This window comes from Microbacterium sp., from assembly GCF_031180975.1.
Classification (GTDB): Bacteria; Actinomycetota; Actinomycetes; order Actinomycetales; family Microbacteriaceae; genus Microbacterium.
This window is the reverse complement of record NZ_JAPSLI010000001.1, coordinates 204,412-231,082: the sequence shown is the minus strand read 5'-3', so window position 1 is coordinate 231,082 and position 26,671 is coordinate 204,412. Positions and strand designations below refer to the sequence as shown.

Sequence of the window (26,671 nt, the reverse complement as noted above, 5' to 3'; positions counted from 1 at the left end):
CGCGGCGGGGGCGGTGACCCCTCGCCATGATCCACCCCGTCCCCGAGTCAGGCGAAGTCACTGCCGTGTCCGATTTCCGCTAGTCGGTGTCGGGTGAGCGTGACAGAGTGGAGCCATGAGCTTCACCGTCACCGACTTCGACGAGCGGTACCGCGCGATCCGCGCGCGGGACACCCGCTTCGACGGGCAGTTCGTCACGGCGGTGCGCTCCACCGGCATCTACTGCCGTCCCAGCTGCCCGGCTCGCACCCCGAAGCCCGAGAACGTCACGTTCTACCCGACCAGCGCCGCCGCGCACGAGGCCGGCTACCGTGCCTGCAAGCGATGCCTGCCCGAGGCGGCACCGGGCTCTCCGGCCTGGAACCTCCGCGGTGACACCGCCGCCCGCGCTATGCGCCTCATCGCGGCGGGGGTCGTGGAACGCGAGGGGGTGCCGGGGCTCGCCCGTCGCCTCGGCTACTCCAGCCGCCACCTGACCCGGCTGCTCACGGCCGAGCTCGGCGCGGGTCCGCTCGCCCTGGCCAGGGCACACCGGGCGCACACGACGCGGATGCTGCTGGTCGGCACCGACATGCCGATCTCGGACGTCGCGTTCTCGGCCGGATTCGCCAGTATCCGGCAGTGCAACGACACGATCCGTGAGGTGTTCGGTCTCACGCCCGGCGAGCTGCGCGCCCGCCGCCGCAAGGACGTGCACGCCGCCGACGCGCATTCGAGTCCCGGTCCGATCGATCTCGCCCTCCCGTTCCGGGCGCCGCTGGACGCGGCGGGGGTGTTCGCCTGGATGGCCGCCCGCGCCCTGCCCGGAGTCGAGGAGGCGACGCCGACGTCGTTCGCCCGCCACTTGCGGATGCCGGGGGGCCCGGCCTGGTTCGAAGTGCGCCAGGATGAAGAAGGGCGGCTGCGCCTGCGAGCCGGTGTGACGCAGCTCGGCGATCTCGCGCCACTGGTCGCCACGGTGCGGCGCATCTTCGACCTGGACGCCGACCCGCTCGCCGTCGACGAGGCGCTCGCCGCACACCCCGAACTCGCATCCCTCGTCACGCGCACCCCCGGCATCCGTGTCCCAGGGGCGGCCGACCCGCACGAGATGCTGATCCGCGCGATGGTGGGTCAGCAGATCACCGTCGCCGCGGCGCGCACCGCGCTGACCACATTGGCGGAGGCGCTCGGGGAGCGCACACCGTCCGGCATCCTGTTCCCGACCATGGCCGCGATCGCCGAGCACGGCGCGGAGGTCCTCCGAGGGCCCGCCGCCCGCATCCGCGCGATCACCGGCGCCGCCGCAGCGCTCGCCGACGGATCGCTCACCCTCACGGTGGGCGACGACGGGCCGCAGCAACGCGCCGCCCTGCTGGCCCTCCCTGGCGTCGGGCCGTGGACCGCCGACTACGTGCGGATGCGCGTGCTCGGCGACCCGGATGTCCTGCTGCCCGGTGATGTCGCCGTCCGCGCCGGCGCCGCCGCGGCCGGCATCCCCGCCGAGCCGGCCGCGCTCGCCGCGTGGGCCGGACGGCTCGCGCCGTGGCGCAGCTACCTGACCGCTCACCTCTGGCGCGCGGCTCCCGTGCGAACCGCGCGTGCCAAGACCCCGAAGGAGACCTGATGACCGCGCTGATCCAGACCGTCCGCACCCCCGACGGCCCGTTCACGATCCTCGCCGACGCCGAGCAGCGCGTGCTGTCGTCCGGCTGGACCGACTCGTACGACGCGATCCTCGCCCGGCTGTCGCCCGCGCACCGCCCCGCCGACGTGCGGGAGGGGGAGACGGATGCCGCGCACGCGGCGCTCGCGTACTACGACGGCGACCTGCAAGCGATCGAGACCGTGCCGGTGCGCCAGTTCGGCACCGACATGCAGCACACCGGCTGGGCGGCGCTGCGGCGCATCACTCCCGGTGCGCCGCTCACCTACACCGAGTTCGCGGTCGCATTGGGCAGCCCGCGGGCGGTCAGAGCGGCGGCATCCGTCTGCGCGCGCAACGCGCCGGCGCTGTTCGTGCCCTGCCATCGGGTGCTGCGCGGCGACGGCAGCATGGGCGGTTTCGCGTGGGGCATCGAGGTGAAGCGCAGCCTGCTGGACCGCGAGGCGGGGACGCTCGCCTCCTAGCCCGCTCCACCCGCACGAGGCGCCTCCCGCCCGTGCGGGAAAACGCTGACCCGAAAACCGGAATAGTGCTTGCCATCAGCAGGTTCACAGCAATAGGCTCGAAGGCTGTCGCGCCGACCGGCCGATGAAGCCGAGCCTGAGGGGGACACCATGACCGAGACGACCGTCACTCCGTTCTTCGCTCCGGGCTCGCGGGTGATCAGCGCACGCGACTGACGCCGCCGCGCGCTCCGCTCGTCCCCGCCGATCGACCCCGTGCCTCGGGCATCCGCCCCTCGCCTTCGCCGTCCGCTCGCAACTCGTCTGAGAGTCATGTCCACGTCTTCGTCGTCATCCCTGTCCACGTTCGCCGCGCTCTGGCGCCTGAAGCCGTTCGTGCGGCCCATCCTCGGCCGTCTCGCCGGAGGGGCGCTCAGCGCGCTCGCCGCCGCGATCATCGCGCTGATGATCCCCGTGCTGCTGGAGCAGATCGTCCGCGGGCCCATCGAATCCGGCGTCACCGGCCTCATCGTCGCCGGTGCGCTCGGCGTGCTCGCTCTCGGCCTCGGCGAGGCGGCCATGGTGTGGCTGCGTCGCTGGTTCGTGCTGACGCCGGCCACCGAGGTGGAGTACCGGATGCGCTCGGAGCTGTACGCGCGGCTGCAGACCCTGCCGGTGGCGTTCCACGACCGCTGGCAGTCGGGACAGCTGCTCAGCCGCATGATGCAGGACATCAACATCATCCGGCGGTGGCTGGCCTTCGGTCTCATCCTGCTCGTCGTCAACGTGCTGACCATCATCATCGGCGCCGTGCTGCTGTTCCGGTGGCACTGGCTGCTCGGGGTGATCTTCCTCGTCACCGGTGTGCCGATGTGGATCCAGGGCTACCTGTTCGAGAAGCGCTACGGCGCGCTCGCGCGGCGCAGCCAGGACCAGGCCGGCGACCTCGCCACCAGCGTGGAGGAGAGCGTGCACGGCATCCGCGTGCTGAAGGCGTTCGGGCGCGGCAAGCACGCGCTCAGCCGGTTCAGCCGGCAGGCGGAGACGCTGCGCGAGACGGAGCTGAGCAAGGCCAGGGCGATCGGCGAGATCTGGTTCTGGCTCGACCTCATGCCGCAGATCGCGTTCGGCCTCAGCCTGATCACCGGCATGTGGCTGATCTGGCAGGGCGCCATCGAACTGCCGCAGCTGTTCGCGTTCTTCGCGATGGCGACCGTGCTGCGGTGGCCGATCGAGTCGATCGGGTTCCTGTTCTCGTTCATGCTCGACGCCCGCACCGCCACCGATCGCGTCTTCGAGATCTACGAGGCCACGAACAGCATCACCGACCCGGAGCACCCCGTTCGCATCGCCGAGCCGCGCGGTGAGCTCGCCTTCGAGGACGCGCACTTCCGCTATCAGGACGCCGGCGCCGCCGAACGCGACCTGCTGGACGGGATCGACCTCGTGCTGCGCCCCGGCGAGACCATGGCGCTGGTCGGGCTCACCGGATCGGGCAAGACGACGCTCACCACGCTCCCGGCGCGGCTGTACGACGCCACTGGCGGCCGGGTCACCCTGGACGGCGTCGACGTGCGCGACCTCGCCCTGTCCGAGCTGCGCACGCACATCGCCATGGCGTTCGAGGACGCCACGCTGTTCTCGGCATCCGTGCGCGAGAACGTGCTGCTCGGCCGCGCCGACCTCGACCCGCACAGTCCCGAGGCCGACCGCGTGCTGCGCGAAGCGCTCGACGTGGCGCAGGCCGGGTTCGCGGACTCGCTGCCCGACGGCGTCGAGACCATCATCGGCGAGGAGGGGCTCAGCCTGTCCGGTGGACAGCGCCAGCGTCTCGCCCTCGCCCGGGCGGTGGCGGCGAAGCCGAAGGTGCTCGTGCTCGACGACCCGCTGTCGGCGCTCGATGTCGACACCGAGGCGCTGGTCGAGGAGGCCCTGCGGCACGTGCTCGCCGACACCACCGCGCTCATCGTGGCGCACCGCCCCTCGACCGTCGCGCTCGCCGACCGGGTCGCGCTGCTCGAGCGGGGGCGGATCACCGCGGTGGGCACGCACGCCGAACTGCTCCGCTCCAGCGCGCACTACCGGCACGTGATCTCCAGCTTGGAGGCCGAGGAGGCCGCGCGCACCGGGTCCATCCCGGTGATCCGCGACGCCGACGCAGAACGAGAGGAAACGCCGGACACGGCATCCGACATCGAAGAGGAGGTGCAGGCATGACCGTCACCGGAACCCAGGGCGAGGACCGCTCCGACTACACCAAGGAGGAGAGCCGCGCGATCCGACAGCGCTCGCTGCGCCTGCTCGGCTCGCTGATCCGCCCGCTGCGGCTGCGCATCGTCGTCGCCGCACTGGTGCTGGTCGTCTCCACGGCGCTGCAGGTGTCTGGTCCGATCCTGATCGGCATCGGACTCGACCGCGCCCTGCCGGTGCTGCTCGAGCGGTCGGACTGGATGCCGGCGATCACCGTCACCCTCGTCTACCTGTTCGCCGGCATCACCGGGTCGGCGCTGATCGGCCTGTACGTCGTGCTCGCCGCCCGGATCACCCAGGCCGTGCTGCTCGACCTCCGGAAGCGGATCTTCCTGCACACCCAGCGGCTGAGCCTCGAGTTCCACGAGTCGTACACGTCCGGCCGGATCATCTCCCGCCAGACCAGCGACCTGGACTCCATCCGCGAGCTGCTCGACGGTGGCTTGAACAATCTCGTCTCCGGCGTGCTGTTCGGTCTGTTCACGTTCATCGCGCTGGTGATCGCGGACTGGCAGTCCGGACTGATCCTCGCCGTCGCCGGCATCCCGCTGGTGCTCCTGATGCGCTGGTTCTATCTGCGCTCTCAGTTGGTGTACCGCGAGTCGCGCGTCATCAGCGCGAAGGTGATCGTGCAGTTCGTCGAGACCATGACCGGCATCCGCGCGGTCAAGGCGTTCCGCAAGGAACCGCGCAACGACGAGACGTTCCGCAAGGTCGCCGGCGACTACCGCGACGTGAACCGCCGTTCGATGGTGCTGTTCGGCACGTTCGAGCCGGGCCTGATGGGCGTCGCCGCGCTGACCCTGGCGCTGGTCGTGCTGTGGGGCGGGGTGCGCGTCTCCGACGGCGTTCTCGGCGTCGGCGTGCTGCTGTCCACGGTGCTGTACGTGCGCAACTTCTTCGCGCCGATGCAGGAGATCGCGATGTTCCTGAACTCCTACCAGTCCGCCACCGCGGCACTGGAGAAGGTCTCGGGCGTGCTCGACGAGCAGCCGACCGTGCCCGACCCCGACAAGCCCGTCGACCTGTGGGAGGCGCGCGGCGCGATCCGGTTCGAGGACGTCACGTTCGGTTACAACGGCGAGAAGACGATCCTGCCGCACTTCTCGCTGGACATCCCCGCCGGCCAGACCATCGCGCTGGTCGGGACGACCGGCGCCGGCAAGTCGACGCTGGCGAAGCTGGTGTCGCGGTTCTACGACCCGACCATGGGGCGGGTCACGCTCGACGGCGTCGACCTGCGGATGCTGCACCCGAAGGATCTCCGCCGCGCGATCGTCATGGTGACCCAGGAGGCGTACCTGTTCAGCGGGACCGTCGCCGACAACATCGCCCTCGGCAAGCCGGAGGCGACCATGGACGAGATCAGGGCGGCGGCACGTGCCGTGGGCGCGGACGAGTTCATCTCCTCCCTGCCGGACGGGTACAACACCGACGTGAACAAGCGCGGCGGCCGTGTCTCGGCGGGGCAGCGTCAGCTGATCTCGTTCGCCCGGGCGTTCCTCGCGGACCCGGCGGTGCTGATCCTCGACGAGGCCACCGCCTCGCTGGACATCCCGTCGGAGCGGCTGATCCAGAACGCGCTGCAGACCCTGCTCGCCGACCGCACCGCGATCATCATCGCGCATCGTCTGTCGACCGTCGCGATCGCCGACCGTGTGCTGGTGATGGAGCACGGCCGGATCATCGAGGACGACACCCCGCAGGCGCTCATCGGCGGCGACGGCAAGTTCGCGCAACTGCACGCCGCCTGGCAGGAGTCGCTCGTCTGATCCTGTTCCGGCCGGGTGCTCGCCGTGGTTAGGTGGAGGGTGTGGACCCGATCCTCGCCGTCGCGACGGAGCTCTGGTGGATCGCCCCCGCCGCCGGTGGTGCGGGGGCGATCGGGTTCGGCCTGCGGCGTCGGAGGGATGCCGTGAGCGGCCGCCGTCTCGGCTACGACGCGGCCCGTCTGGAGCTGCGGCAGGCGCAGGCGGATGCCAGGGCCGCGGCGGACGCGGTCCGCTTCGCGCGTGCGGAGCTGGCTCGAGTGGTTGCCGACCACGCGGCCTCGCGAACGGATGCCGGACACGTGGCCGCCGCACGGCGGGCGCTGCGCGACGCGCAACTGGCGGCGAAAGCGGCCCACGCCCGCGTGCGCGCGTGCCGCGCGAGGCTGGTCGCGGAGCGGCGCGCTCTCACGGGGCACGGGGAGACGCCGCTCGAACGCGTGCGCGGACGGCACGACGCGGTGCTCGCGCGCTGGATGGAGTACGAGACGGATCCGGCGAAGATCCTGGCGTTCCCGGCGATGAGCGACGGGCGGCAGCCGGCCACGGCATCCTTCCTCTCCGCGTTGCAACGCGCGCGCGACCTGCGTCCCGGCGGCCAGGGGCGGCCCACCCCCGCCGACTTCGCCGCGTACCGCGACGCCGTCGAGGAGCTCGAGCGCGCGTTCGACGCGGCCGAGCGCACCGCGCGCGGAGACGCGCTCCCGCCGGACCTGCCGGTGATGCTGCGCGACGCCGCGCGCACGATCGTGGTGCGCTCGACCGAGGTGATCAGCCGCACCGGCGGAGTGATCGGCGCGTGGAACGCGCGCCGCCGGGGCGACTGACGAAGCGACGACGGAGCCTCGGTGGGGGAGGGGATCCGAGACCCCGCCGCCGGTCTAGTCCGTGACGCGGATCTCGGCGACGACCTCGCCGTACTCGGTCTCGCCGACCGGCTCGAACCCCACGCGGCGGAAGAACGCCTCGGGACCGCCCTCACCGGCTTCATAGATCACGTTCACGTGATCGACGCCGCGCCGCCGCGCCTCGTCGATCAGGGCCTCCACGGCGAACCGGCCGACACCGCGACCCTGGTCGTCGGCGTCGACGTTGATCCGCCAGAGGACGCTGCGGAACTGCTCGTCCGGAGCGTCGGGGTCGAAGCTGGCACTGACGAACCCGACGACCTCGTCGCCGTCGACCACGACGCGCTGCCACGAGGTCTGCGGGTTCATCACCGTGGCGGCGATCCCGTACGACACCGGAGCGAGGAACTGCTCCTGTCCGGGCTTCAGCGACAGGTTGTTGACGGCGACGATGGTCGCGGCGGACAGTTCGACAACGCGCAGTTCCGACATGCACACAGGCTATCCCCTCGACGCGGTCCGTGGCGGAACGAGTCCGATCATCTCGACGACCGAGCGTGCCTGACCGCGGAAAAGAGGGTCGAGGGCGCGTCGAGGCGACCGGGTATCTTGGTATCGAGATAACAGCCCTCGCGAACGGAGTACCGGTGACCGACGACGCCATCATCTACACCTACACGGACGAGGCACCGGCTCTGGCCACCGCCTCTTTCCTGCCGATCATCAAGGCCTACACCGGGCAGGCGGGCGTCGAGGTGGAGACGCGGGACATCTCCCTGGCCGGCCGCATCCTCGCCGCGTTCCCGCAGCGGCTGACCCCCGAGCAGCAGGTCGGCGATGCGCTCGCCGAGCTCGGCGGCCTGGCGACCCTGCCCGAGGCGAACATCATCAAGCTCCCGAACATCTCAGCGTCGATCCCGCAGCTGAAGGCCGCGATCGCCGAGCTGCAGGAGAAGGGCTACGACATCCCGGACTACCCGGACGAGCCGGAGTCGGTCGAGGAGAAGGACCTCCGCGCCCGCTACGACCGCATCAAGGGCTCGGCCGTGAATCCCGTGCTGCGCGAGGGCAACAGTGACCGCCGTGCACCACTCGCGGTGAAGAACTACGCGAAGAAGCACCCGCATCGCAACAAGCCGTTCCCGCAGGGCTCGAAGACCCGCGTCGCCACCATGGGGCACGACGACTTCAAGTCGAACGAGAAGTCCTGGGTCGCCGCGCACGACGACGTGCTCACCATCCGTCATACCGCCACCGACGGCACCGTCACGGTGCTCAAGGAGGGGCTCAAGGTCCTTCCGCGCGAGATCATCGACGCGACCTTCCTGTCGGCTCAGCACCTCAACGCCTTCCTCGGCGAGACGCTGGAGGCCGCCAAGGCCGACGACGTGCTGTACTCGGTGCACCTCAAGGCGACGATGATGAAGGTCAGCGACCCGATCATCTTCGGCCACGTAGTGAAGGCGTTCTTCAAGGACGTGTTCGCGCAGTACGGCGACCGGCTCGCCGAGGCGGGCCTGAGCCCCAACGATGGGCTCGGATCGATCCTCACCGGCCTGGCCGACGTCGCCGGCGGCGACGAGATCGCCGCCGCGTTCGACCAGGCGATGCAGGAGGGTCCGCGCCTGTCGTACGTGAACTCCGACAAGGGGATCACCAACCTGCACGTGCCCAGCGACGTGATCGTGGACGCATCGATGCCCGCACTGATCCGCAACGGCGGCAAGCTGTGGGGTGCCGACGGGGGAGAGGACGACACGATAGCGGTGATCCCGGACTCCTCCTACGCCGCCGTCTACCAGGCGGTCATCGACGACGTGATCGCCAACGGACCGCTCGACCCGGCCACCATCGGCACCGTCCCCAACGTCGGTCTGATGGCACAGGCCGCCGAGGAGTACGGCAGCCACGACAAGACGTTCGAGATCGCCGCCGACGGCGTGGTGCAGATCCTCGACAGCGAGGGCACCGTGCTCATCGAGCACACCGTTGCCAAGGGCGACATCTGGCGCGCCACGCAGACCAAGCACATCGCGGTCATGGATTGGGTCAAGCTGGCCGTGAACCGTGCCCGCGCCACGGGCGCGCCCGCGGTGTTCTGGCTCGACGCCAACCGCTCGCACGACGCGCAGATCATCGCCAAGGTGCACCAGGGCCTCGCCCTGCTCGACACGCAGGGCCTGACGCTGACGATCCTGGCGCCCGAGGAGGCCACCCGCTACACGCTGGCGCGCATGCGCCACGGCCTGGACACCATCTCGGTCACCGGCAACGTGCTCCGCGACTACCTGACCGACCTGTTCCCGATCCTCGAGGTCGGCACGTCGGCCAAGATGCTCTCGATCGTTCCGTTGCTCGCCGGTGGCGGGCTGTTCGAGACCGGCGCGGGCGGTTCAGCACCCAAGCACGTGCAGCAGCTGGTCGGCGAGAACTACCTGCGCTGGGATTCGCTGGGCGAGTTCTTCGCGCTCGCCGCGTCGCTCGAGCACTTCGCCGACCGCACCGGCAACGAGAAGGCGCGGGTGCTCGCCGAGACGCTGGATGCCGCGACCGGCACCTTCCTGGAGGAGGACCGCTCGCCCGGTCGCGCCCTCGGCACGATCGACAACCGCGGCAGCCACTTCTACCTGGCGCTGTACTGGGCGCAGGAGCTGGCACAGCAGACCAAGGACACCGACCTCGCCGCAGCGTTCGCGCCCGTCGCCGAGCAGCTCGCGGCCAAGGAGCAGCAGATCGTCGACGAGCTCAACGCCGTGCAGGGCTCGCCGGCCGACATCGGCGGCTACTACCGGCCGGACGCCGCCAAGGTCGAGGCCGTGATGCGCCCGTCCGCCACGCTGAACGCCCTGGTCGACGCACTCGCCTGATCTGAGACGGAAGAGGGCGGATGCCGTACGGCATCCGCCCTCTTCGCTGTCCCGGTGCAGGTGACGCGCGTCGGCGCGACTCAGCTGTGGACCCAGACCTCGGTGCCCTTGGTGGCCCAGTCGAACACGTACTTCGCCGCGTCGACCGGCATGTTGACGCAGCCGTGGCTCATGCGCGTGCCCCAGTTGCTGTGCCAGTACGCGCCGTGCAGGGCTTCGTCGCCGTTGTAGTACGACACGTACGGGACGTTCGGCGTGTAGTAGAACGGCGCCTTCGTGGTGTCGGGGCGGCCCATGTTCTGCGAGCGCAGCTGGGCGTAGATCTTGAAGCGGCCCTGGTCGGTGTCCGAGCCGAACTTGCCCGACGAGATCGCCCACGACTTCACGAGCTTCTCGTTCTCGTAGAGGTACGTGCGCTGCTCGCTGAGGTCGACCTCGATCCGGCGGAACAGGGCGGTGGTCTCGAACGGGGTGGACGTGACCGGCAGCTGGAACGCGGCCTCGCCCCCGCCCAGCTTCTCGGCGAACTCGGACGCGACATCCGACGTGTCTCCGAGGACGCGTCCGTCCTTGCCCTCGGTGAGCGCCTTGAGCACGGTGCCGGCGGAATCGACGATGGTCGTGGCGTTCACGACCTCGCGGTTGACCAGTTGCGGCAGCGTGTCCACGACCGCCTGGATCGCGGTCGGGTCGGCGGAGAACTTCAGTTCACCGTCGACGGGCTCGACGGTCAGCCAGCTCGCGGCGACGGCGGGCGCCACCGGTACCGTGCGCTCCTCGCCGACGTAGAAGCCCATCGTGGAGAGCATGCCGTTGAGCTGGTCGACTGTGGCGGTGGCCTCCTCGGTCGTGATGTCGGCCTCGACGGGCGCGGCATCCGCGGAGAACGCGAACGACGTGTCACCCTTCTCGCTCGCGGCGGTGAACGCCGTGGCGAGCTCATCGACGGAGATGCCCGAGCCGGGCTCGGCGGGGGTGACCGTGTAGCTGCCGCCAGCGGCGTCGAAGACGACACTCGCGTCGACCGGGTCGATGTAGCTGCCCGGCACGGCGGACTTCAGCGTGCGCTCCGCAGCCTCGGGGTCCAGCGCGACCGGCGCGGCGATCGGGTCGCCCATCCAGGTGCCGAGGTTCCACATCGGGCGGTCGGCGAACGCCTTCTCGGCGAGTTCCGTCGCCTCGACGCTCGCGCCCAGGTCGGCGCCGGTGATCACCGTGCCGTCGCCGGCGCCGGTCAACTCGACCTCCGTGGCTGCGAGACGGGCACTGACGGCCTCGGCCGCCATCGCCGGCGTCATCCAGCCGACCGGCACTCCGGCGATGGTGGTGCCGGGAGCGATCAGGATCGTCGACGCACCGGCCGCGGCGAGCAGCAGCGCGCCCGCCGCGAGGCCCACCCACAGGCCGACGCGGCGCTTCTTCGGCGCGGGCTCGATGGGAGCCCACTCGAGGGGCTGATCGCCCGGTGGCGTGGGGTCGACGGAACCCGTGACTGGCAGAACACGCGTGGTGTTCTGGTCGGTGCCCGGTCCGGAGATCAGATCGGTCACGGACTCACCCCCCAATGATCAACGTGACGATGTCAATTCATGGTACGGGATCGGACGTCGCGCCAGCCCGCGTTCCGCCCTGGGAACGCCGGGAACACCGTAACGTTTCGGTAACCCGCCTCTGGCCCGATGGTGGGCGCGGGTTGCTGACAGAATCGAACCGGTGCCCCCGGTCCGGACGGCACCGGGGGGCGTGCGCGCCGGCGCATGGCATCCGCCCGCTGTCAGAAGTCGCTCAGTGCAGCCGCTCAGAGAAGGAGCTCGCCCGCTCATGGCCGAAGTCGTCATCGTTGAGAACAAGGACGCAGCGGGTGCACTGGTGGCGGACGAGATGGTCCGGCTGATCGAATCCAAGCCGGACCCGGTGCTGGGGCTCGCCACCGGTTCCACGCCGACCCCGGTCTACCAGGCGCTGCGCGAGCGGCTGGCCGGCCGCGACGTGTCGCACGTGCGCGGCTTCGCGCTCGACGAGTACGTCGGCCTGGACCCCGCGCACCCGGAGAGCTACCGGTCGGTGATCACGCGGGAGGTCGTCGAACCGCTCGGGCTGGACCCGGCGCTGATCCAGGTGCCGAACGGCGCCGAGGAGACCATCGAGCGCGCCGGCGACGACTACGAGCAGGCGATCCTCGGCGCCGGCGGGGTGGATCTGCAGCTCCTCGGCATCGGCACCACGGGGCACATCGGCTTCAACGAGCCGGGCTCGTCCTTCGCGTCGACCACCCGGGTGAAGACCCTCACCGAGCAGACCCGGCGCGACAACGCCCGCTTCTTCGCGTCGCTCGACGAGGTGCCCCGGCACTGCATCACGCAGGGCCTCGGCACGATCCTGCGGGCCCGGCACCTGGTGCTGCTCGCCTTCGGCGAGGGGAAGGCGCAGGCGGTCGCCGGCGCCGTCGAAGGTCCCCTGAGCTCGATGCTCCCGGCATCCGCCATCCAGCTGCACCCGCACGTCACCGTGGTGGTCGACGAGGCGGCCGCGTCGCGACTGGAACTCGCCGACTACTACCGGTACACGTTCGCGAACAAGCCCGCCTGGCAGGGGATCTAGCCCCCGCCGCTCAGCCCCACGCGATCGGCAGCAGGTGCTCCTCGCTCAGCGGCGCGAGCGGCACGGCATCCCAGTCGCCGGGTGCCAGCCAGCGCAGTTCTGCGAGCTCCGCCTGCACCGTGACGTCCTGAGGCTCCGCGCGCAGCGCGAACGCGGTCGCAATCACCCGGTGATCGGCCTCGTTCGCCGCCGCGGACACGAATGTGCCGAGCGGTTCCAGGTCCGACTCGGAGACCCGCAGGGCGAGCTCCTCCTCGAGTTCGCGCACCAGCGTCTGCGCCGGGCTCTCGCCGGGTTCCGGCTTGCCGCCCGGCTGCATGAAGCGGGTGGTGCCCTGCTTGCGTACGACCAGGGCGCGCCCCTCCCCGTCCACCACGACGGCGGCGCTGACGTGGATGTCAGGCACCGGCGAACACCTTGCCGGGGTTCAGGATGCCCTGCGGGTCGAACACCTGCACGATCCGGCGCTGCAGCTCCCACTGGTCCTCGCCCAGCTCCTCGGCCAGCCACCGGCTCTTCAGCACGCCGATGCCGTGCTCACCGGTGAGCGTGCCGCCGAGTCGCACGGCCGAACGGAACAGGTCGTCGGCCGCCGACCACACCTGATCGGGCACCACCTCGCCCTCGAAGATGAAGTTCGGGTGCAGGTTGCCGTCGCCGGCGTGCGCGACCGTCGGGATGCTCACGCCGTAGTCGCGCTCGATGCGGGCGATCTCGTCGAACATCGTCGCCATCGCACTGCGCGGCACGGCCACGTCCTCGATGAGCGTCGTCCCCAGCGATGCCAGCGCGGCGTGCATGGAGCGGCGCAGATGCAGCAGCCGGTCGCCCTCGGCGGGGTCCTCGCTGAGCACGACGGCGCCGCCGGTGTCTCGCAGCACCTGGGCGATGCGCTCGGCCTCGTCGCGGGCGGCGGGGCCGTCGGTCTGGATGGTCAGCTGGGCGGTGCCGGATGCCGGTGCCGACAGTTTCAGCAGGGCGTGGACCGCCGCAAGCGACGGGGCGTCCATGAGCTCCATGATCGCCGGCTGCACCCCCGAGGCGGTCACCGCGGACGACGCGGCCGCGGCGTCGCGCACCGTCGCGAAGTCGGCGGCGATCGTGCACGGCGTGCCCTCGACGGCCGGGCGGAGCTTCAGCGTCGCTCCGACGATCACGCCGAGTCGACCCTCGGAACCGATCACCAGCGACGTCAGGTCGAGTCCGGTCACGCCCTTGACCGTGCGGTGCCCGAGCTTCATGAGCCGGCCGTCGGCCAGCACGATGTCCACGCCGAGCACCGCGTCGCGGACGACGCCGTACTTCGCACAGAGCAGACCGCCCGCGCCGGTGGCGATGTTGCCGCCGACCGTCGAGATGGCGCGGCTCGCCGGGTCTGGCGCCCACCACACGCCGTGGTCGGCGAGCTGGGCGTTCATGTCGGCGTTGAGGATGCCGGGCTCGACGACCGCGATCAGGTCCTCCGGGCGTACTTCGAGGATGCGCGTCATGCGGGCCGTGGAGAGGACGATCTCGCCAGGGCCGGCGTTGGCCGCTCCGGCGAGGCCGGTGCCGGCGCCGCGGACCACCACCGGGGTGGCGGTGCTGCTGGCGATGCGCATGGTGGCCTGCACGTCCGCCACGGTGTTGGCGTGCACGACGGCGAGCGGCCGGCCCGGCGAGCGGTGCCCGCTGCGATCGGCTCGCGCCTGCTCGAGCGCTTCGTCGGACATGTCGACGATGTGGCCGAGTTCCTGCTGCAGCAGATCGACGACGCTCACGACAGTGTCCGCCGGCCGGAGACGACACCGGTGGTGATCGCGACGACCGCGTACGCGATGCCGGCCCAGGCCAGATCCATCGACCACCAGGCGACGGTCACGCCGAGGTAGATGAGGAGTTCGACCGCGGCGCGCAGGAAGGGATGCAGGTGCAGGACGGGCCGCGGCGAGAGGAACAGCGCCCAGACCAGCAGCACCACCACCGGCGCGCCGATCCCGGCGACGATGTTCCAGGGCAGCGGCCACGCGGTGAAGCCCCACAGAGCGAGCGACGCGAGGGCGACGACCAGCACGAGAGCACGGACGATCTCGAGCGGGGTGAGGGCGGGACGGGTCACGCCCGGTTCGGCGGCGGCTTCCTTGGGCATGCTCCCAGTCTATTCGGGCGCCGGTGGGCAGCCCGCCGGGCCGGCCGGGCCGCGCGCGGGGCCGGCCGCGCCGGGCGCTGGGTCAGGTGGCTCAGCCGCGCCGCCCGGTGGTTCAGCCGGTCGGCAGCGGGTCCGGGAGGGCGCCGGCGAGCTCGTCGACCGTCGTGACGATCTCGGGCGGTGTCGCCTCCTCTGCCGGGTCGTTCCCGGCGGGAGCCGGCGCCGGCTCTGACGACGGTTCCGCGGCGGTCGTTTCTTCGGGTGCGGGTGCCGTCTGCGGCGCGACGGGGGCGGGTGCGCCGTCCGAGGTCGGGGAGGAGACGGCGTCGGCGGTGGCAGGCTCGGTCTTGGCCGCTTGGCTGACCGGGGCGGTGACGAGCGACTCGTCGACGGGCAGGGTGTCGTCCACCGGGACCGGGTCCACGGCGACCTCGCGGCACAGCCAACCCTTGGTGAGCGAGTTCAGCCGCACGCGCAGCGCCTCGGACACCTCGTCGCCGGCCACGTACACGAACTCGACCCAGGAGTTGAAGGCGACCTCGTCGAGGGCGGCGGTCAGCTCGAGCGTTCCGGTGCCGTCGCCGCCGAGCGTCGTCGAATCCGAGGCGCCGCCGGTGAGCACTCCGTCGATGGTGCCGCGCACCGTCGCGCCCGGAGCCCCGGACATCGTCAGCGTGAGGCGCACGATCCCGAGCGGGTGCCCGGCGTCGACGACGCACGAGCTCTCGGTGTCCGCGATCGCGGGGCGCCCCTCCGGCAGCACGGCCGGCTCCTCGGGGTCGACCGGCTCCTGCGGCTCCTCGGGCTCGACGGGCTCTTCGGGTTCGACGGGCTCCTCGGACCCGCCCGGCTCCTCCGGATCGGCAGGGGGATCCTCCGGGTCTGCAGGATCTTCGGGCTCGACGGGCTCCTCGGACTCGCCCGGCTCCTCGGGTGCGACCGGCTCGTCCGCGTCGACGGAGTCGGCGGGTGGTTCGATTTGGACGGGCGCGGGCGGCACGACCACCGCCTCCTCGGGGAGGGGCACCGGCTTCGGCGCGGCGGGCGGCTCCGCGGCATCCGGTGGTGCCGGCGCCTCCTCGCCGACGTCGATCGTGATCGGCTGCTCCCGCAACATCGACGCGTCGGGGGCCACCTCGGTGGCGATCGACGAGGCATCGGACTCGGCCGCGCTCGGCTGGGAGGTGGCGGGCGCCGTGTGCAGCATGCCGGGCAGCACGGCGGCCGCCGCCACGGCGCCGGCGACGACCAGCGCCGCCGTGCCCGCGCCGACGAGCGCGCCGATGCCGCTCACGCCGCCGCCGGATGATCCGCCGCTCGACGATCCGGTCGCTCCGCCCGTCCCGGTCGCAGCGCCGGTGAGCACCCCGATCGAGCCCGTCGTGCCGATGGCGCCGTTGACCACCACGGCGCCGTCCATGACGGTCGACGGCATCGCGGCGAGAGCGACCACGGGGGTGCCGCCGCCCTGCAGGGTGGCCAGGTATCCGCTGGCGCCCGTGACACCGAGGACGAGGGGAAGCAGTACGAGGGCGAGCCGGTTCGAGACGTCCTTCGCCTCGGCGGCGACGATCAGGCAGCGCGCGCACTCGTCGAGGTGCTGCTCCAGACGCTTCAGATCGCGTGTTCCGAGGTTGCCCCGTGCGTAGGCGCCGAGGTGCTCGATGCTCCAGTGGCACTCGGAGTCGGGGGCGGCGCTGCGCAGATGAGCCTGGATCCAGGCTTCGCGCAGGCCCTCCCTGGCACGGAACGCCAACTGGGAAACGGCACCCGCCTTCATGCCCAGCAGCGGTGCGATCTCGGCGGGCTTCATGCCCTCGATCTCGGAGTACCAGAGCACCTCCTGCCAGCGCGACGGCAGGCTGCGGAAGGCCTGTGCGGTGAGCCCGCGATCCAGCGCCTCCTCGGCAGCGGCATCCGTGCTGTCCGGGTCGGCGACCGCGTCCAGGTCGTCGAGCGCGGTCTCGCGCCGGCTGCGGCCCCACGCCGCGGCCGTGTTGCGGATGCTGGTGAACAGGTACGCACGGAAGGAGCCGTTCGGACCGCCGCCCTTGAGGATCGCCTGGTAGATCCGGGTGTACGCCTCCTGTACCAGGTCATCGGGGTCGATCGATGACGTGATCGAGCGGGCCACAGCCATTCCGGACGCGTAGTGGCGGCGCCACAGTTCGCTGAAGGCCTCACCGTCCCCGGAACGGGTGCGGAGAACGAGATCGGCGTCTGCGCATGCCGATTCTCCGGTGCTCTCGTGGTGCACGGTAAACCTTCGCTCTCTTCGGCGCCGTCCCGTCCGCGCTGGGGTGTGTCCCCTGGGGGTGAGACGCATGAACGCTCGATCCGTTACGCGCCTCGTCCATTCTCAACCCAAATCGGCGTCTGTGGCCAGTGTTGTGGACAACTCGCGGGAGCGGTCCCACGGCTGGGCGAAAACTTTCTGCCGATTCCGCGTAATGAATCGGGTGCGCCGTCGTCTCATCCCATGGAGCGGTCCTGATGCGCCACCGGGGGGCGGTCGCGTCGGGCCGGATCGCAATCGGTTCGGGCGGGCTCCGGCGCCTCGGGGGAGGAGTGCCGGGGCCCGCCGGCTCCCCAAGTCTGGGGACGCTGCAGTGAGGGGCCGCCGCGCTGGGGAGCGCGGCGGCCCGGTCCCCTGGTTCTCAGCGGGTCGGAGCCGTGCCGACCCACACGCCGCGGACGTCGAGCGCAGCGTCCAGCACGACGGCATCCGCGATGAACCCGGGCTGCAGCCGCCCCAGCGAGCGCTGGAACCCGATCGCTTCCGCCGGGGTGGCGGTGAGCGCGCCGACCGCCTCGACCAGGTCCACTCCGGCCTCGACGGCGCGTCGCAGTGCGACATCCTGCGTCAGTGTCGAACCCGCGATCGAGCCGGTGTCGTCGGCCCGGGCCACGCCGTCCTTCACGGTCACCTTCACCGCGCCCAGGTCGTAATGCCCGTCCGCGCTTCCGGCGGCCGCCATGGCGTCGGTGATGAGCGCTACGCGCCTCGGCGCGATGTCGAACAGCAGCTTGATCACCCGAGGGTCGAGGTGGATGTTGTCGGCGATGGCCTCCAGCACGACGCGGTGGTCGGCGGCGGCGGTGAGCACGGGGCCCGGCGCGCGGTGGTGGATGCCGTTCATGGCGTTGAAGGCGTGCGTCAGGATGGACGCACCCGCCTCGAACGCGGCGCGCGCGACCGCGGCATCCGCATCGGTGTGACCGACGGCGGCGGCGGCCCCGGCGTCGACGATCATTCGCACCGCCTCGATGCCGCCGGGCAGCTCGGGGGCGATGGTGACCTGCCGGATCGTGCCGTCGCCCGCCTCCAGCAGCCGGGCGACGTCGGCCGCGACCGGATGCCGCAGCAGGGTGGGCTCGTGCGCGCCGTGGTGACCGGGGTCGAGGAACGGCCCCTCGAGGTGACTGCCCAGGACGTCGTGATCGGTGCGCATCAGCTCGGCGATGTCGGCGACGCTGCGGGCGAGCGCGTCGATGGTGCCGGTGACCAGCGACACGACCGCGCGGGTGGTGCCGTGATCGCGATGCATGGCGCGGGCGGTGCGAATGGCATCCGCTCCGTCGTCGAAGGCAGCGCCGGCGCCGCCGTGACCGTGGATGTCGATGAAGCCGGGGGTGAGCAGCGCGTCCTCGCCGGCGACGGCGGCGGCGTCGACCACCTCGTCGGCGGGCGTCCAGTCCGAACCCGTGCCGCGCGCGGCGACGATGCCGTCCTCGAAGCGCACCCAGGCGTCTTCGACGAGGCCGTCCGCCTCGACGAGACGGGCGGAGTGGATGACCCGCGAACCGCGGGCGTCGGTGGTCGCGCTCATCGGTGCTCCTCGATGGTCGGCGGAGTGCGGGTCCTCTCAGAGTGCCACAGGCGTCGTCTCACGATGGTCGGTGCGAAGGCCGATCCGCTATGCTTTCAGCGTCGCGACTGGCGTCTGGGTGGGCTACCACCGGGGAGCGACCTGACGGGATTCGACCGCGCGCCTGGGCCGATCTGAGACATCCCATTTCCGCTGTGCGAACAGGAGACCGCCATGACCGATGCCTACTTCAACGCCCCGCTCGCCGAGGTCGACCCGGAGATCGCCGAGGTCCTCGAGCGCGAGCTGAACCGCCAGCGCGGGTTCCTCGAGATGATCGCGTCCGAGAACTTCGTGCCGGTGTCGGTACTGGAGTCGCAGGGTTCGGTGCTGACGAACAAGTACGCCGAGGGGTATCCCGGCCGTCGCTACTACGGCGGCTGCGAGGAGGTCGACGTCGCCGAGGAGCTGGCGATCTCCCGCGCCAAGCAGCTGTTCGGCGCGGAGTTCGCGAACGTGCAGCCGCACTCCGGCGCCACCGCCAATGCGGCCGTGCTGCACGCGATCGCCCGCCCGGGCGACACGCTGCTCGGCCTCTCCCTGGACCAGGGCGGCCACCTCACGCACGGCATGAAGATCAACTTCTCCGGTCGGCTGTACGACATCGTCGCTTACGGCGTCGACCCCGAGACGTCGATGATCGACATGGACGAGGTGCGCCGGCTGGCCCTCGAGCACAAGCCGAAGGTGATCATCGCCGGCTGGTCGGCCTATCCCCGCCGCCTCGACTTCGCGAAGTTCCGCGAGATCGCGGACGAGGTGGGCGCGCTGCTGTGGGTCGACATGGCGCACTTCGCCGGTCTTGTCGCCGCCGGCCTGCACCCCAACCCGGTGCCGCACGCGCACGTGGTCTCCTCGACCGTGCACAAGACGATCGGCGGGCCCCGTTCCGGCTTCATCCTCACCAACGACGCCGACATCGCGAAGAAGATCAACACCGCCGTGTTCCCCGGTCAGCAGGGCGGTCCGCTGATGCACGTGATCGCCGCGAAGGCCACCGCGTTCAAGCTCGCCGGCACGCCGGAGTTCAAGGAGCGTCAGGAGCGCGTGCTGCGCGGTGCGGCGATCATCGCCGAGCGGCTGTCGCAGCAGGACGTGAAGGATGCCGGCATCGCCGTGCGCTCGGGCGGCACCGACGTGCACCTGGTGCTCGTCGACCTGCGTGACGCCCAGATCGACGGCAAGCAGGCCGAGGACCTGCTGCACGACATCCGCATCACGGTGAACCGCAACGCGGTGCCGAACGACCCGCGTCCGCCGATGGTCACCTCGGGTCTGCGCATCGGCACTCCGGCGCTCGCCACCCGCGGCTTCGGCGACGCGGAGTTCACCGAGGTCGCCGACATCATCGCCCTCGCCCTTCAGCCCGGAGCGGACGTCGAGGCGCTGCGCGCCCGCGTCACCGCCCTCGCCGACGCGTTCCCCCTGTACCCCGGCCTGTAAACCGCATCCGCACGCCGAGACTTCTCTTTCAGCACGAGACTGCACGCCACGCGTCATGTCTCGCGCTGAAAGAGAAGTCTCGCGGAAGGGAATGACCATGACCGCGAAGATCCTGGACGGGAAGGCCGCTTCGGCCGCGATCAAGAGCGAGCTCGCCGAACGGGTCGCCGCGCTGCGCGCGCGGGGCGTCGTGCCCGGCATCGCCACGGTGCTGGTCGGCGCCGACCCGGCATCCCAGCTGTACGTCGGGATGAAGCACCGTCAGTCCGAGGCGATCGGCATGAACTCGATCCAGCGCGAGCTGCCGGCCGACGCCACCCAGGCCGACGTCGAGGCGCTGATCGACGAACTGAACGCCGACCCCGCCTGCCACGGTTACATCGTGCAGCTCCCGCTGCCGAAGCACATCGACACGGATGCCGTCTTGGAGCGCATCGATCCGGCCAAGGACGCAGACGGACTGCATCCGACCAACCTCGGTCGGCTGGTGCTGAACGTCAACGCGCCGATCCACACACCGCTGCCCTGCACGCCCCGCGGCGTGATCGAGCTGCTGCAGCGCAACGGCTACGACCTGAACGGCAAGCACGTCGTCGTCGTCGGCCGCGGCGTCACCATCGGCCGTCCGATGGGGCTGCTGCTGACGCGGCGCGACATCAACGCGACGGTCACCCAGGTGCACACCGGCACGCCGGACATGTCGCCATACCTGCGTCAGGCCGACGTGATCGTCGCCGGCGCCGGCGTGAAGCACCTCATCCGCGCCGAGGATGTCAAGCCGGGCGCCGCCGTGCTGGATGTGGGCGTCACGCGTGAGACGGACCCGGAGACCGGCAAGTCGAAGGTGCACGGCGACGTGCACCCCGATGTGGCGTCGGTGGCGGGATGGATCTCGCCGAACCCGGGCGGGGTGGGGCCGATGACCGTGGCGCTGCTGATGACGAACGTGGTCGAGGCGGCAGAGCGGGCGGCCGGGATCGGCTGACGGGTCTGCGTCAGCCGCTGAGGTGTCCCTCGACACTGGTGATCCGGGCCCGCTCGTCGAAGCGGAACCGTGCGGAGCCGCTGTCGTCGCGCACCGTCGCGGCCGAGTAGGCGTCGTCCGCCCACTCCAGCTGCCAGCCCGCGAGGCGGGCGAGATCCCACACCGATGCGCGCGGGTCGGCGAGTGGGAGACCGGGCAGGATGCCGGGGAGCGCGGCCACCGCCGCCGCCACGGTGAGCGGCTCGAGCGGCGCGTCCAGCAGCAGCACCGCGCGCGACCCGCCGGCCGGTGCGGAGTAATACGGCGACAGCCCGGTGATCTCGACCGCCGCGCCGGCGACGGCGTGCGCGAGCTGCGCGATCCACTCCTGGATGTCGTCGCCGGTGTCATCCGGGAACGGCACCTCCGGTGAGGTGAGTTCGGTGACCCCGTGCTGCTCACCGTAGGCGCGCAGCTGCGCGGTCGTCCCGGTGCGATCGCCCTGCGGCAGCGCCCAGGCCCACATCAGGGATCGCGGCCCAGGCGCGATCGAGGCGATCAGATGAGGGGTCGCTCTCAGTGCGCGATCGTCGTCGTCCTCGGCGGTGAAGGTGAACCGGCCCTCGGCGAGGTCCACGTGCCACCGATGCGGGCCGAGCGCTTCGGTCGCCGCGGCGAGCTGATCCTGACGCAGCGCCGTGAACAGGGCTGCGCGATCGGCGAGGGCACGCAGCGTCTCGAAGGTCATGCAGCCAGTGTCACCCACCGCCGGAGCGTCCGCAAAGCCTGAGCACGACGGCCTGGATATGGTCGAGGCAAACCGGAACGAAGGAGTTTCTGTCATGCCCACGACGCAGACCAGAACCGAGAAGCGCAGCGTGATGCGCCCCGTGAACCGATTCCTCGAACGCTGGGTGCCGTCCGCGCTCACCTTCGCGATCGTGCTGACCCTGGTGGTCGCCGTGCTCGCGATGACACTGACGCGGACGAACCCGGTGGACGTGGTGAAGGGCTGGGGCGACGGGCTCGCAGGACTGCTGGCCTTCATGACCCAGATGTGCCTGATCCTGCTGCTGGGGTACATGCTCGCCAACACCCGGCCGGTCCGCCGGCTGCTCGCGTGGCTGGCCCGGGTGCCGTCGAGCCCGGCCGCCGCATACGTCTTCGTGTTCATCGTCGCCGCGCTCGCGAGCCTCATCACCTGGGGTCTCGGACTCATCGTCGGAACGCTGCTGGCCCGTGAGATCGCCGTTCAGGCGCGCGAGCGCGGCATGAAGGTGCACTTCCCGCTGCTCGTCGCGGCCGGCTACTCCGGGTTCGTGGTGTGGCACATGGGCTACTCGGGCTCCGGCCCCCTCACGGCCGCGACACCGGACTCCTTCCTCGCGCCGAGCCTCGGCGGCGAGGTCGTGCCCGTGTCGCAGACCACGTTCTCGACGTGGAACATGCTCGCGGCCCTCGGCGTGATGATCGTGTGCGCCCTGCTGTTCTTCCTCATCCGACCGCGGGAGGGGGACCCTGTCTACGAGCTGCCTGCTCAGGTCGGATCGGAGCGGGTCGAAGAGGTCGACGAGCGCGTAGAGACGCCCGCGGACCGAATCGATGCCTCGCGCGTGCTCACTCTCGTGCTGGGCGCAGGCCTGGTCGCCTACCTCGTGGTGCACTTCGTGCAGGGCGGCACGCTGACGCTCGACATCGTGAACTGGTCGTTCCTCGCGCTGATCCTGCTGCTCGTGCGCAGTCCGTTCGAGCTGATCCACCTGACCAAGCAGGCGGCGTCGAACGTCGGGGAGATCCTGCTGCAGTTCCCGCTCTACGCCGGCATCCTCGGCATCATGACGAGCTCGGGTCTCATTCAGCTGTTCTCCGACGCCTTCGTGTCGATCGCAACACCGACCACGTTCGGTGTGCTCGCCCTGCTGTCGGCCGGGATCGTGAACTTCTTCGTCCCCTCCGGGGGCGGGCAGTTCGCGGTGCAGGGACCGATCATGCTCGACGCCGCGAATCAGCTCGGCGTAGACCCCTCCATCGCGATCATGGCCGTGGCTTACGGCGACCAGTGGACGAACATGATCCAGCCGTTCTGGGCGCTGCCCGTGCTGGCGATCGCGGGGCTGAAGATGCGGGACATCCTCGGCTACACGTTCGTCACGCTGCTCGGTTCGGGCGTCGTGATGGCCGCCGCGCTGTTCCTCGTCAGCCTGTGACGGCCGGATGGGCCGAGGCCTCGGCCCGGCCCATCCGCCACACGCTGGGCACCAGCAGCGTGGCCAGGGCGATGGCGGCGTAGAGGATGGCGGAGGTGACCAGGACCGTCGCGGGGTCGGCCCTGGTGATCAGCCAGCCGTACACCAGTGTGCCGATCGGCATGACCACGAAGCTGCCGAGCATGTCGTAGCTGGAGACCCGGGAGAGCTTGTCGCCGGGGATGTTCTCCATCATCGCGACGTTCCACCCCGTGGAGAACACCTCGGCTCCGGCGCCCGCGAGGAACGCGGCGATCGCGAGCATCACGACGGCGGGGTGCACGCCGAGCATGGTGAGCGGCAGCGCGAACATGGCCATGCCGATCATGCCCAGCCGCAGCGGACGCCGCAGCGGCAGCCACATCAGCACGAGCGTCATCAGCAGCACGCCCGCGCCTTCGGCGCTGACCACCCAGCCCCAGCCCGCGATGCCGAGCCGGTCGTCGTTCTTCGCGATGTAGGGCCCGACGACGCCCCACGCCCCGACGTGGATGGCGTTCATGATCATGAAGGCGAGCACGATCGTCCACAGCCACGAGCGGCTCCAGAACTCCGTCCAGCCGGTGCGCAGATCGGCGAAGAGCGAGAACGCGCCCGCTCCCGCCGGAGCGGGCAGCTTCACCAGCGCCAGGATCGGAATCGCCGCCGCCCAGCCGGCGACCTGCACCACCATCGCCCACGCGGGGCCGACGGTGGTGACGAGGATGCCGGCGACGACGGGCCCGCCGATCGTGACCGCCGACCGGACGAACGACAGCATCGCGTTGGCCTGCTGCAGGTGCTCCGGTCGGGTGAGCTGCGGGATGATGCCCTGCATCGCCGGCAGCACGAACGCCGTCGACGCACCGTTCACCGCCGCCAGCCCGATCATGGCCGGGATCGTGGCGCTGTCGCTGAACAGCAGCACTGCGATCGTCCCGATCGAGAGGATGTCCAGCACGTAGCAGGCCTGGATGACCAGCGCGCGGGGGAGGCGGTCGGCGACCACGCCGCCGAACAGCACGAACACGACGTTCGCGACGGTGAACGCCGTCAACACGTAGGACAGGCTCGCCGGGTCGTTGTCGATCTCGAGCACCGCGAACGCGAGCGAGATCGCCGACATCGATCCCGTGATCATCGTGATCGCGCGGGCGAGGAAGAACCAGCGGAAGTTGCGGTCGTCCATCGCCCCGAGCGCGCGGATCACGACGGGTACCCCAGTTGCAGCATCCGTTCATCCTGGCACCTCGCGGCGGTGGATCAGCGCACGAGATCGAGCAGACGGCTCAGAATCGCCGGGCCGTCCTGACGGATCCCATCGTGCTGGTACCGGTTCGTCACATCGACGCGGATGCCGCGAATCTCCTCGGCCGTTCGGAGGGAGAGGTCCGCAGGCACGAACATGTCATCGAGGTACACCGCGGCGGCGACCGGGACATCGTTCGCGGTGAGCGATGCACGGTCGACCATTGGGGTCCATCCGTCGTGCTGGGCGAGGATCTCCGCGACGTCCGCGAACGGGACGAGGGTAGGATCCTGGGCGAACTGCCACGGGAAGATCATCTCGCCGGTGAAGCGGAACCGCTCGTCGTCGTGCCCAGCAACGGCCTGCATGCGGTGGGCGGACCATCGGGTGGGTCGTCCGGAGGAGTAGATCGACTCGTGCAGCACGGCGTACAGCGGGTTGCGCCCGAACGACAGCACCCCTCCCGCCTCGACGAGGAAGGCGTCGCTGAGACGGCGCCCGGCAGGCGTCTGCACGAACGCACCCTCGAGTTGATAGGCGATGGCCGCGAACCCGCTCTGCGAACCGAGCTGGATGCCGAGCGCACGGAAGCGCTCAGGAGTGAGGCGTTCGCCGGTGGGGAGCCGCTCGTCGTGCTCGGCGAGGTGATGCACGACATCGTGGCAGATCTGCTCCAGGCCCGGATGCGTCTCGAAGAGCTCGTCGCAGCGGCGCGCGGTCTGCGCGTAGGTGCGACGGTAGACCTCGTCCGGATCGCCGTTCAGGGTTGGAAGGCCTGCCGTGATCAGCACGCGGTCGAGGGATTCGGGATGACGGGAGAGATAGCTCGTGGCGATGAAGCCGCCGAAGCTCTGCCCGAGGATGCTCCACGTGGAGGCGCCGAGCGCGGCGCGCAGCGCCTCGGCATCCGCGACGATGGCGTCGGCACGGAAGTGGGTCAGGCGGTCGGCCACCTGCTCCGCATTCATGCCCTCGATCGTGGCGCGCGAGACCGGCGACGACAGCCCGGTTCCGCGCTGATCGATGAGCACGACCCGGAAGTCCTCCAGCGCGCGCCCCAACCAGCCGGAGGCGTTCAGCGGTCGGTCGGCGCGGTTACCGGGACCGCCCTGGAACCACGCCAGCAACGGCAGGCTCCGCCGGGCTCCCGCCGCCGACGCCACCTCGCGCGCGAAGATCTCAATCGCCTCGCCCTCGGGCCGGGCGTGGTCGAGCGGCACGCGAAGCCGGTGCTCGACCACGACCAGGTCGCCCACCCGTCGGGCCGGGGACGACACCAGCTGTGCTGCGCTCACGCCGTGTACCCTTCGATGCCCATCCTTGCGCAGATCGCCACGATGTCAGGGTGCACGTAACGGCCGTCGATTTCGAGAGGCTCGCCGTCGAGGTGGATGGACGGAAGGTTCATGCTCGCATCGGTGTGCGCGGCGGCCTCCCACGGCTCTCCTCCGATCCACGCGCCCTTGGTGCCCATGCCGAACTCCACGGTGCCGAAGACGCGCTCGTCCTCCACGATGCGCCCGGTCAGCTGCGGTACGCCGGGGTTGAAACCGAGGCTCCAGTGCGCGAGCCGGTACATGTTCGGGTCGTCATGCGACGCCATCCAGTTGGCGAAGACGGCGGCATCCGTGCCGGGGCCGGTGATCTCCGTGATGACTCCGTTCTCGACCGTGCAGCGGATCTCGCTGTTCAGCAGGCCGAGCTCGTTCGGCGGCCACGCGCCGCCGTCGAACACCACGGTGCCGTTCTGGGTCTCCTCGAGCGGGTTGAAGGAGATCTGGCCGGACAACATGACCGACTGCCCTGGCTGGGTGGCAGGCAGGCCGCGGAGGTTGATCGGCCGTCCGCCGATCTTCGCCGACACGTCGGTGCCGGCGGGGCTGGTGATGCGGATCTCGTCCGCCTTCTCGATCAGACGCACCAGCGCCCAGCCCAGTTCGGTCACCTCGGCGTAGTCGACGCGCGCGACCGTGTCGACCAGCATCTGCACATCCATCCCGGTGAGGTTGATGTAGCGGGCGCCGTTGGCGAGCGCGGCGCGGAACGCGTTCGAGTGCATGATGTAGCCGAGCTGGTACTCGATCCACACGTCCGCCGCGGCCACCGCCGCTGCGATCGGAGCGGGCGGCTCGGCGGCGCTGGTCGAGCTGGTGGCGTAGCGGATGACGACCGGGTTCGCGCCCGCCGCGAAAGCGGCCGCCGCGGTGACGTCGACCACGCGCTGGTCGGATGCCGTGTCCGCCGTGATGACGACGTTCTCGCCCGGCTTCACCAGCATGATCTCCTCGATCAGGGTGCGAGCGCCGCGCTGGGCTTCGAAGTTCAGGTACTCGGGCCGGCTTTCGATGCGGCTGACGACTTCCACTGTCT

21 protein-coding genes and 1 riboswitch are annotated in these 26,671 nt (G+C 70.7%); of the genes, 10 read left to right on the top strand and 11 right to left on the bottom strand.

The features are described 5' to 3' along the window. Positions 1 to 115 precede the first annotated feature (115 nt). From RIF65_RS01085 to RIF65_RS01065, 5 genes are all read left to right on the top strand, one after another. The gene (locus RIF65_RS01085; RefSeq protein WP_309064661.1) at positions 116 to 1,606 is read left to right on the top strand and encodes a DNA-3-methyladenine glycosylase 2 family protein; all 1,491 of its coding nucleotides are present in this window, start codon (positions 116 to 118) and stop codon (positions 1,604 to 1,606) included. Continuing rightward, on the top strand, positions 1,606 to 2,109 hold the full coding sequence (locus RIF65_RS01080; RefSeq protein WP_309064662.1) for a methylated-DNA--[protein]-cysteine S-methyltransferase: 504 nt from the start codon (positions 1,606 to 1,608) through the stop codon (positions 2,107 to 2,109). Before RIF65_RS01085 ends, RIF65_RS01080 begins: the two co-directional genes overlap by 1 nt. 312 nt (positions 2,110 to 2,421) lie before the next feature. Beyond that, positions 2,422 to 4,305 carry an ABC transporter ATP-binding protein gene (locus RIF65_RS01075; RefSeq protein WP_309064663.1) on the top strand — a complete coding sequence of 628 codons (1,884 nt, stop codon included), beginning with the start codon at positions 2,422 to 2,424 and terminating at the stop codon, positions 4,303 to 4,305. Beyond that, on the top strand, positions 4,302 to 6,110 hold the full coding sequence (locus RIF65_RS01070; RefSeq protein ID WP_309064664.1) for an ABC transporter ATP-binding protein: 1,809 nt from the start codon (positions 4,302 to 4,304) through the stop codon (positions 6,108 to 6,110). The genes RIF65_RS01075 and RIF65_RS01070 overlap by 4 nt, the downstream gene beginning before the upstream one ends. Positions 6,111 to 6,151: 41 nt before the next feature. Continuing rightward, entirely contained in the window at positions 6,152 to 6,934 is a 783-nt protein-coding gene (locus RIF65_RS01065) for a hypothetical protein (protein ID WP_309064665.1), read from the top strand. A 54-nt stretch (positions 6,935 to 6,988) separates the two neighbouring features. Here the strand turns inward: RIF65_RS01065 and RIF65_RS01060 are convergent, their stop codons facing one another. After that, positions 6,989 to 7,447: a GNAT family N-acetyltransferase gene (locus tag RIF65_RS01060; protein WP_309064666.1), complete on the bottom strand. Its 459-nt coding sequence runs from the start codon at positions 7,445 to 7,447 to the stop codon at positions 6,989 to 6,991. 155 nt (positions 7,448 to 7,602) lie between these two features. Between RIF65_RS01060 and RIF65_RS01055 the strand changes: the two genes are divergently transcribed. Then, positions 7,603 to 9,822, top strand: a complete 2,220-nt coding sequence (locus RIF65_RS01055; RefSeq protein WP_309064667.1) for an NADP-dependent isocitrate dehydrogenase — start codon at positions 7,603 to 7,605, stop codon at positions 9,820 to 9,822. Positions 9,823 to 9,902: 80 nt separating this feature from the next. Here the strand turns inward: RIF65_RS01055 and RIF65_RS01050 are convergent, their stop codons facing one another. Next, positions 9,903 to 11,372: a L,D-transpeptidase family protein gene (locus RIF65_RS01050; protein WP_309064668.1), complete on the bottom strand. Its 1,470-nt coding sequence runs from the start codon at positions 11,370 to 11,372 to the stop codon at positions 9,903 to 9,905. A 271-nt stretch (positions 11,373 to 11,643) separates the two neighbouring features. Here RIF65_RS01050 and RIF65_RS01045 point away from each other — a divergent pair, with 271 nt between their 5' ends. Beyond that, positions 11,644 to 12,423 (top strand): glucosamine-6-phosphate deaminase, encoded by a 780-nt coding sequence (locus tag RIF65_RS01045; RefSeq protein ID WP_309064669.1) that lies wholly within the window; start codon positions 11,644 to 11,646, stop codon positions 12,421 to 12,423. 10 nt (positions 12,424 to 12,433) lie between these two features. Here the strand turns inward: RIF65_RS01045 and RIF65_RS01040 are convergent, their stop codons facing one another. The 5 genes from RIF65_RS01040 to nagA form a co-directional block, all read right to left on the bottom strand. Next, positions 12,434 to 12,829: an NUDIX hydrolase gene (locus RIF65_RS01040; RefSeq protein ID WP_309064670.1), complete on the bottom strand. Its 396-nt coding sequence runs from the start codon at positions 12,827 to 12,829 to the stop codon at positions 12,434 to 12,436. Then, positions 12,822 to 14,135, bottom strand: coding sequence for an FAD-binding oxidoreductase (locus RIF65_RS01035; protein ID WP_309064764.1), 1,314 nt, complete (start codon positions 14,133 to 14,135; stop codon positions 12,822 to 12,824). Before RIF65_RS01035 ends, RIF65_RS01040 begins: the two co-directional genes overlap by 8 nt. Before the next feature lie 44 nt (positions 14,136 to 14,179). Beyond that, positions 14,180 to 14,551, bottom strand: a complete 372-nt coding sequence (locus RIF65_RS01030) for a YrdB family protein (RefSeq protein WP_309064671.1) — start codon at positions 14,549 to 14,551, stop codon at positions 14,180 to 14,182. A gap of 112 nt (positions 14,552 to 14,663) precedes the next feature. Beyond that, entirely contained in the window at positions 14,664 to 16,877 is a 2,214-nt protein-coding gene (locus RIF65_RS01025) for a sigma-70 family RNA polymerase sigma factor (RefSeq protein WP_309064672.1), read from the bottom strand. A 331-nt stretch (positions 16,878 to 17,208) separates the two neighbouring features. After that, positions 17,209 to 18,381: an N-acetylglucosamine-6-phosphate deacetylase gene (nagA, locus tag RIF65_RS01020; protein WP_309064673.1), complete on the bottom strand. Its 1,173-nt coding sequence runs from the start codon at positions 18,379 to 18,381 to the stop codon at positions 17,209 to 17,211. 93 nt (positions 18,382 to 18,474) lie between these two features. Next, positions 18,475 to 18,557, top strand: a riboswitch (ZMP/ZTP riboswitch). 37 nt (positions 18,558 to 18,594) lie between these two features. On the opposite strand from nagA, the gene glyA reads away from it, so the two are divergent. Further along, positions 18,595 to 19,863: a serine hydroxymethyltransferase gene (gene glyA / locus RIF65_RS01015; protein ID WP_309064674.1), complete on the top strand. Its 1,269-nt coding sequence runs from the start codon at positions 18,595 to 18,597 to the stop codon at positions 19,861 to 19,863. Between the two features lie 97 nt (positions 19,864 to 19,960). Further along, positions 19,961 to 20,848 carry a bifunctional methylenetetrahydrofolate dehydrogenase/methenyltetrahydrofolate cyclohydrolase gene (locus tag RIF65_RS01010; protein WP_309064675.1) on the top strand — a complete coding sequence of 296 codons (888 nt, stop codon included), beginning with the start codon at positions 19,961 to 19,963 and terminating at the stop codon, positions 20,846 to 20,848. A 10-nt stretch (positions 20,849 to 20,858) separates the two neighbouring features. Here the strand turns inward: RIF65_RS01010 and RIF65_RS01005 are convergent, their stop codons facing one another. Next, the gene (locus RIF65_RS01005) at positions 20,859 to 21,575 is read right to left on the bottom strand and encodes a DUF6882 domain-containing protein (protein ID WP_309064676.1); all 717 of its coding nucleotides are present in this window, start codon (positions 21,573 to 21,575) and stop codon (positions 20,859 to 20,861) included. Positions 21,576 to 21,669: 94 nt separating this feature from the next. On the opposite strand from RIF65_RS01005, the gene RIF65_RS01000 reads away from it, so the two are divergent. Further along, positions 21,670 to 23,034 (top strand): short-chain fatty acid transporter, encoded by a 1,365-nt coding sequence (locus RIF65_RS01000; protein ID WP_309064677.1) that lies wholly within the window; start codon positions 21,670 to 21,672, stop codon positions 23,032 to 23,034. Here the strand turns inward: RIF65_RS01000 and RIF65_RS00995 are convergent. From RIF65_RS00995 to RIF65_RS00985, 3 genes are read right to left on the bottom strand one after another with little or no spacing between them, the layout of a single operon-like run. Next, entirely contained in the window at positions 23,024 to 24,262 is a 1,239-nt protein-coding gene (locus RIF65_RS00995) for an MFS transporter (RefSeq protein WP_309064678.1), read from the bottom strand. The two genes, RIF65_RS01000 and RIF65_RS00995, sit on opposite strands and share 11 nt — an antisense overlap. Before the next feature lie 53 nt (positions 24,263 to 24,315). After that, positions 24,316 to 25,596: an alpha/beta fold hydrolase gene (locus tag RIF65_RS00990; RefSeq protein ID WP_309064679.1), complete on the bottom strand. Its 1,281-nt coding sequence runs from the start codon at positions 25,594 to 25,596 to the stop codon at positions 24,316 to 24,318. Further along, positions 25,593 to 26,666 (bottom strand): hypothetical protein, encoded by a 1,074-nt coding sequence (locus RIF65_RS00985; protein WP_309064680.1) that lies wholly within the window; start codon positions 26,664 to 26,666, stop codon positions 25,593 to 25,595. Before RIF65_RS00985 ends, RIF65_RS00990 begins: the two co-directional genes overlap by 4 nt. Between the last annotated feature and the right edge of the window lie 5 nt (positions 26,667 to 26,671).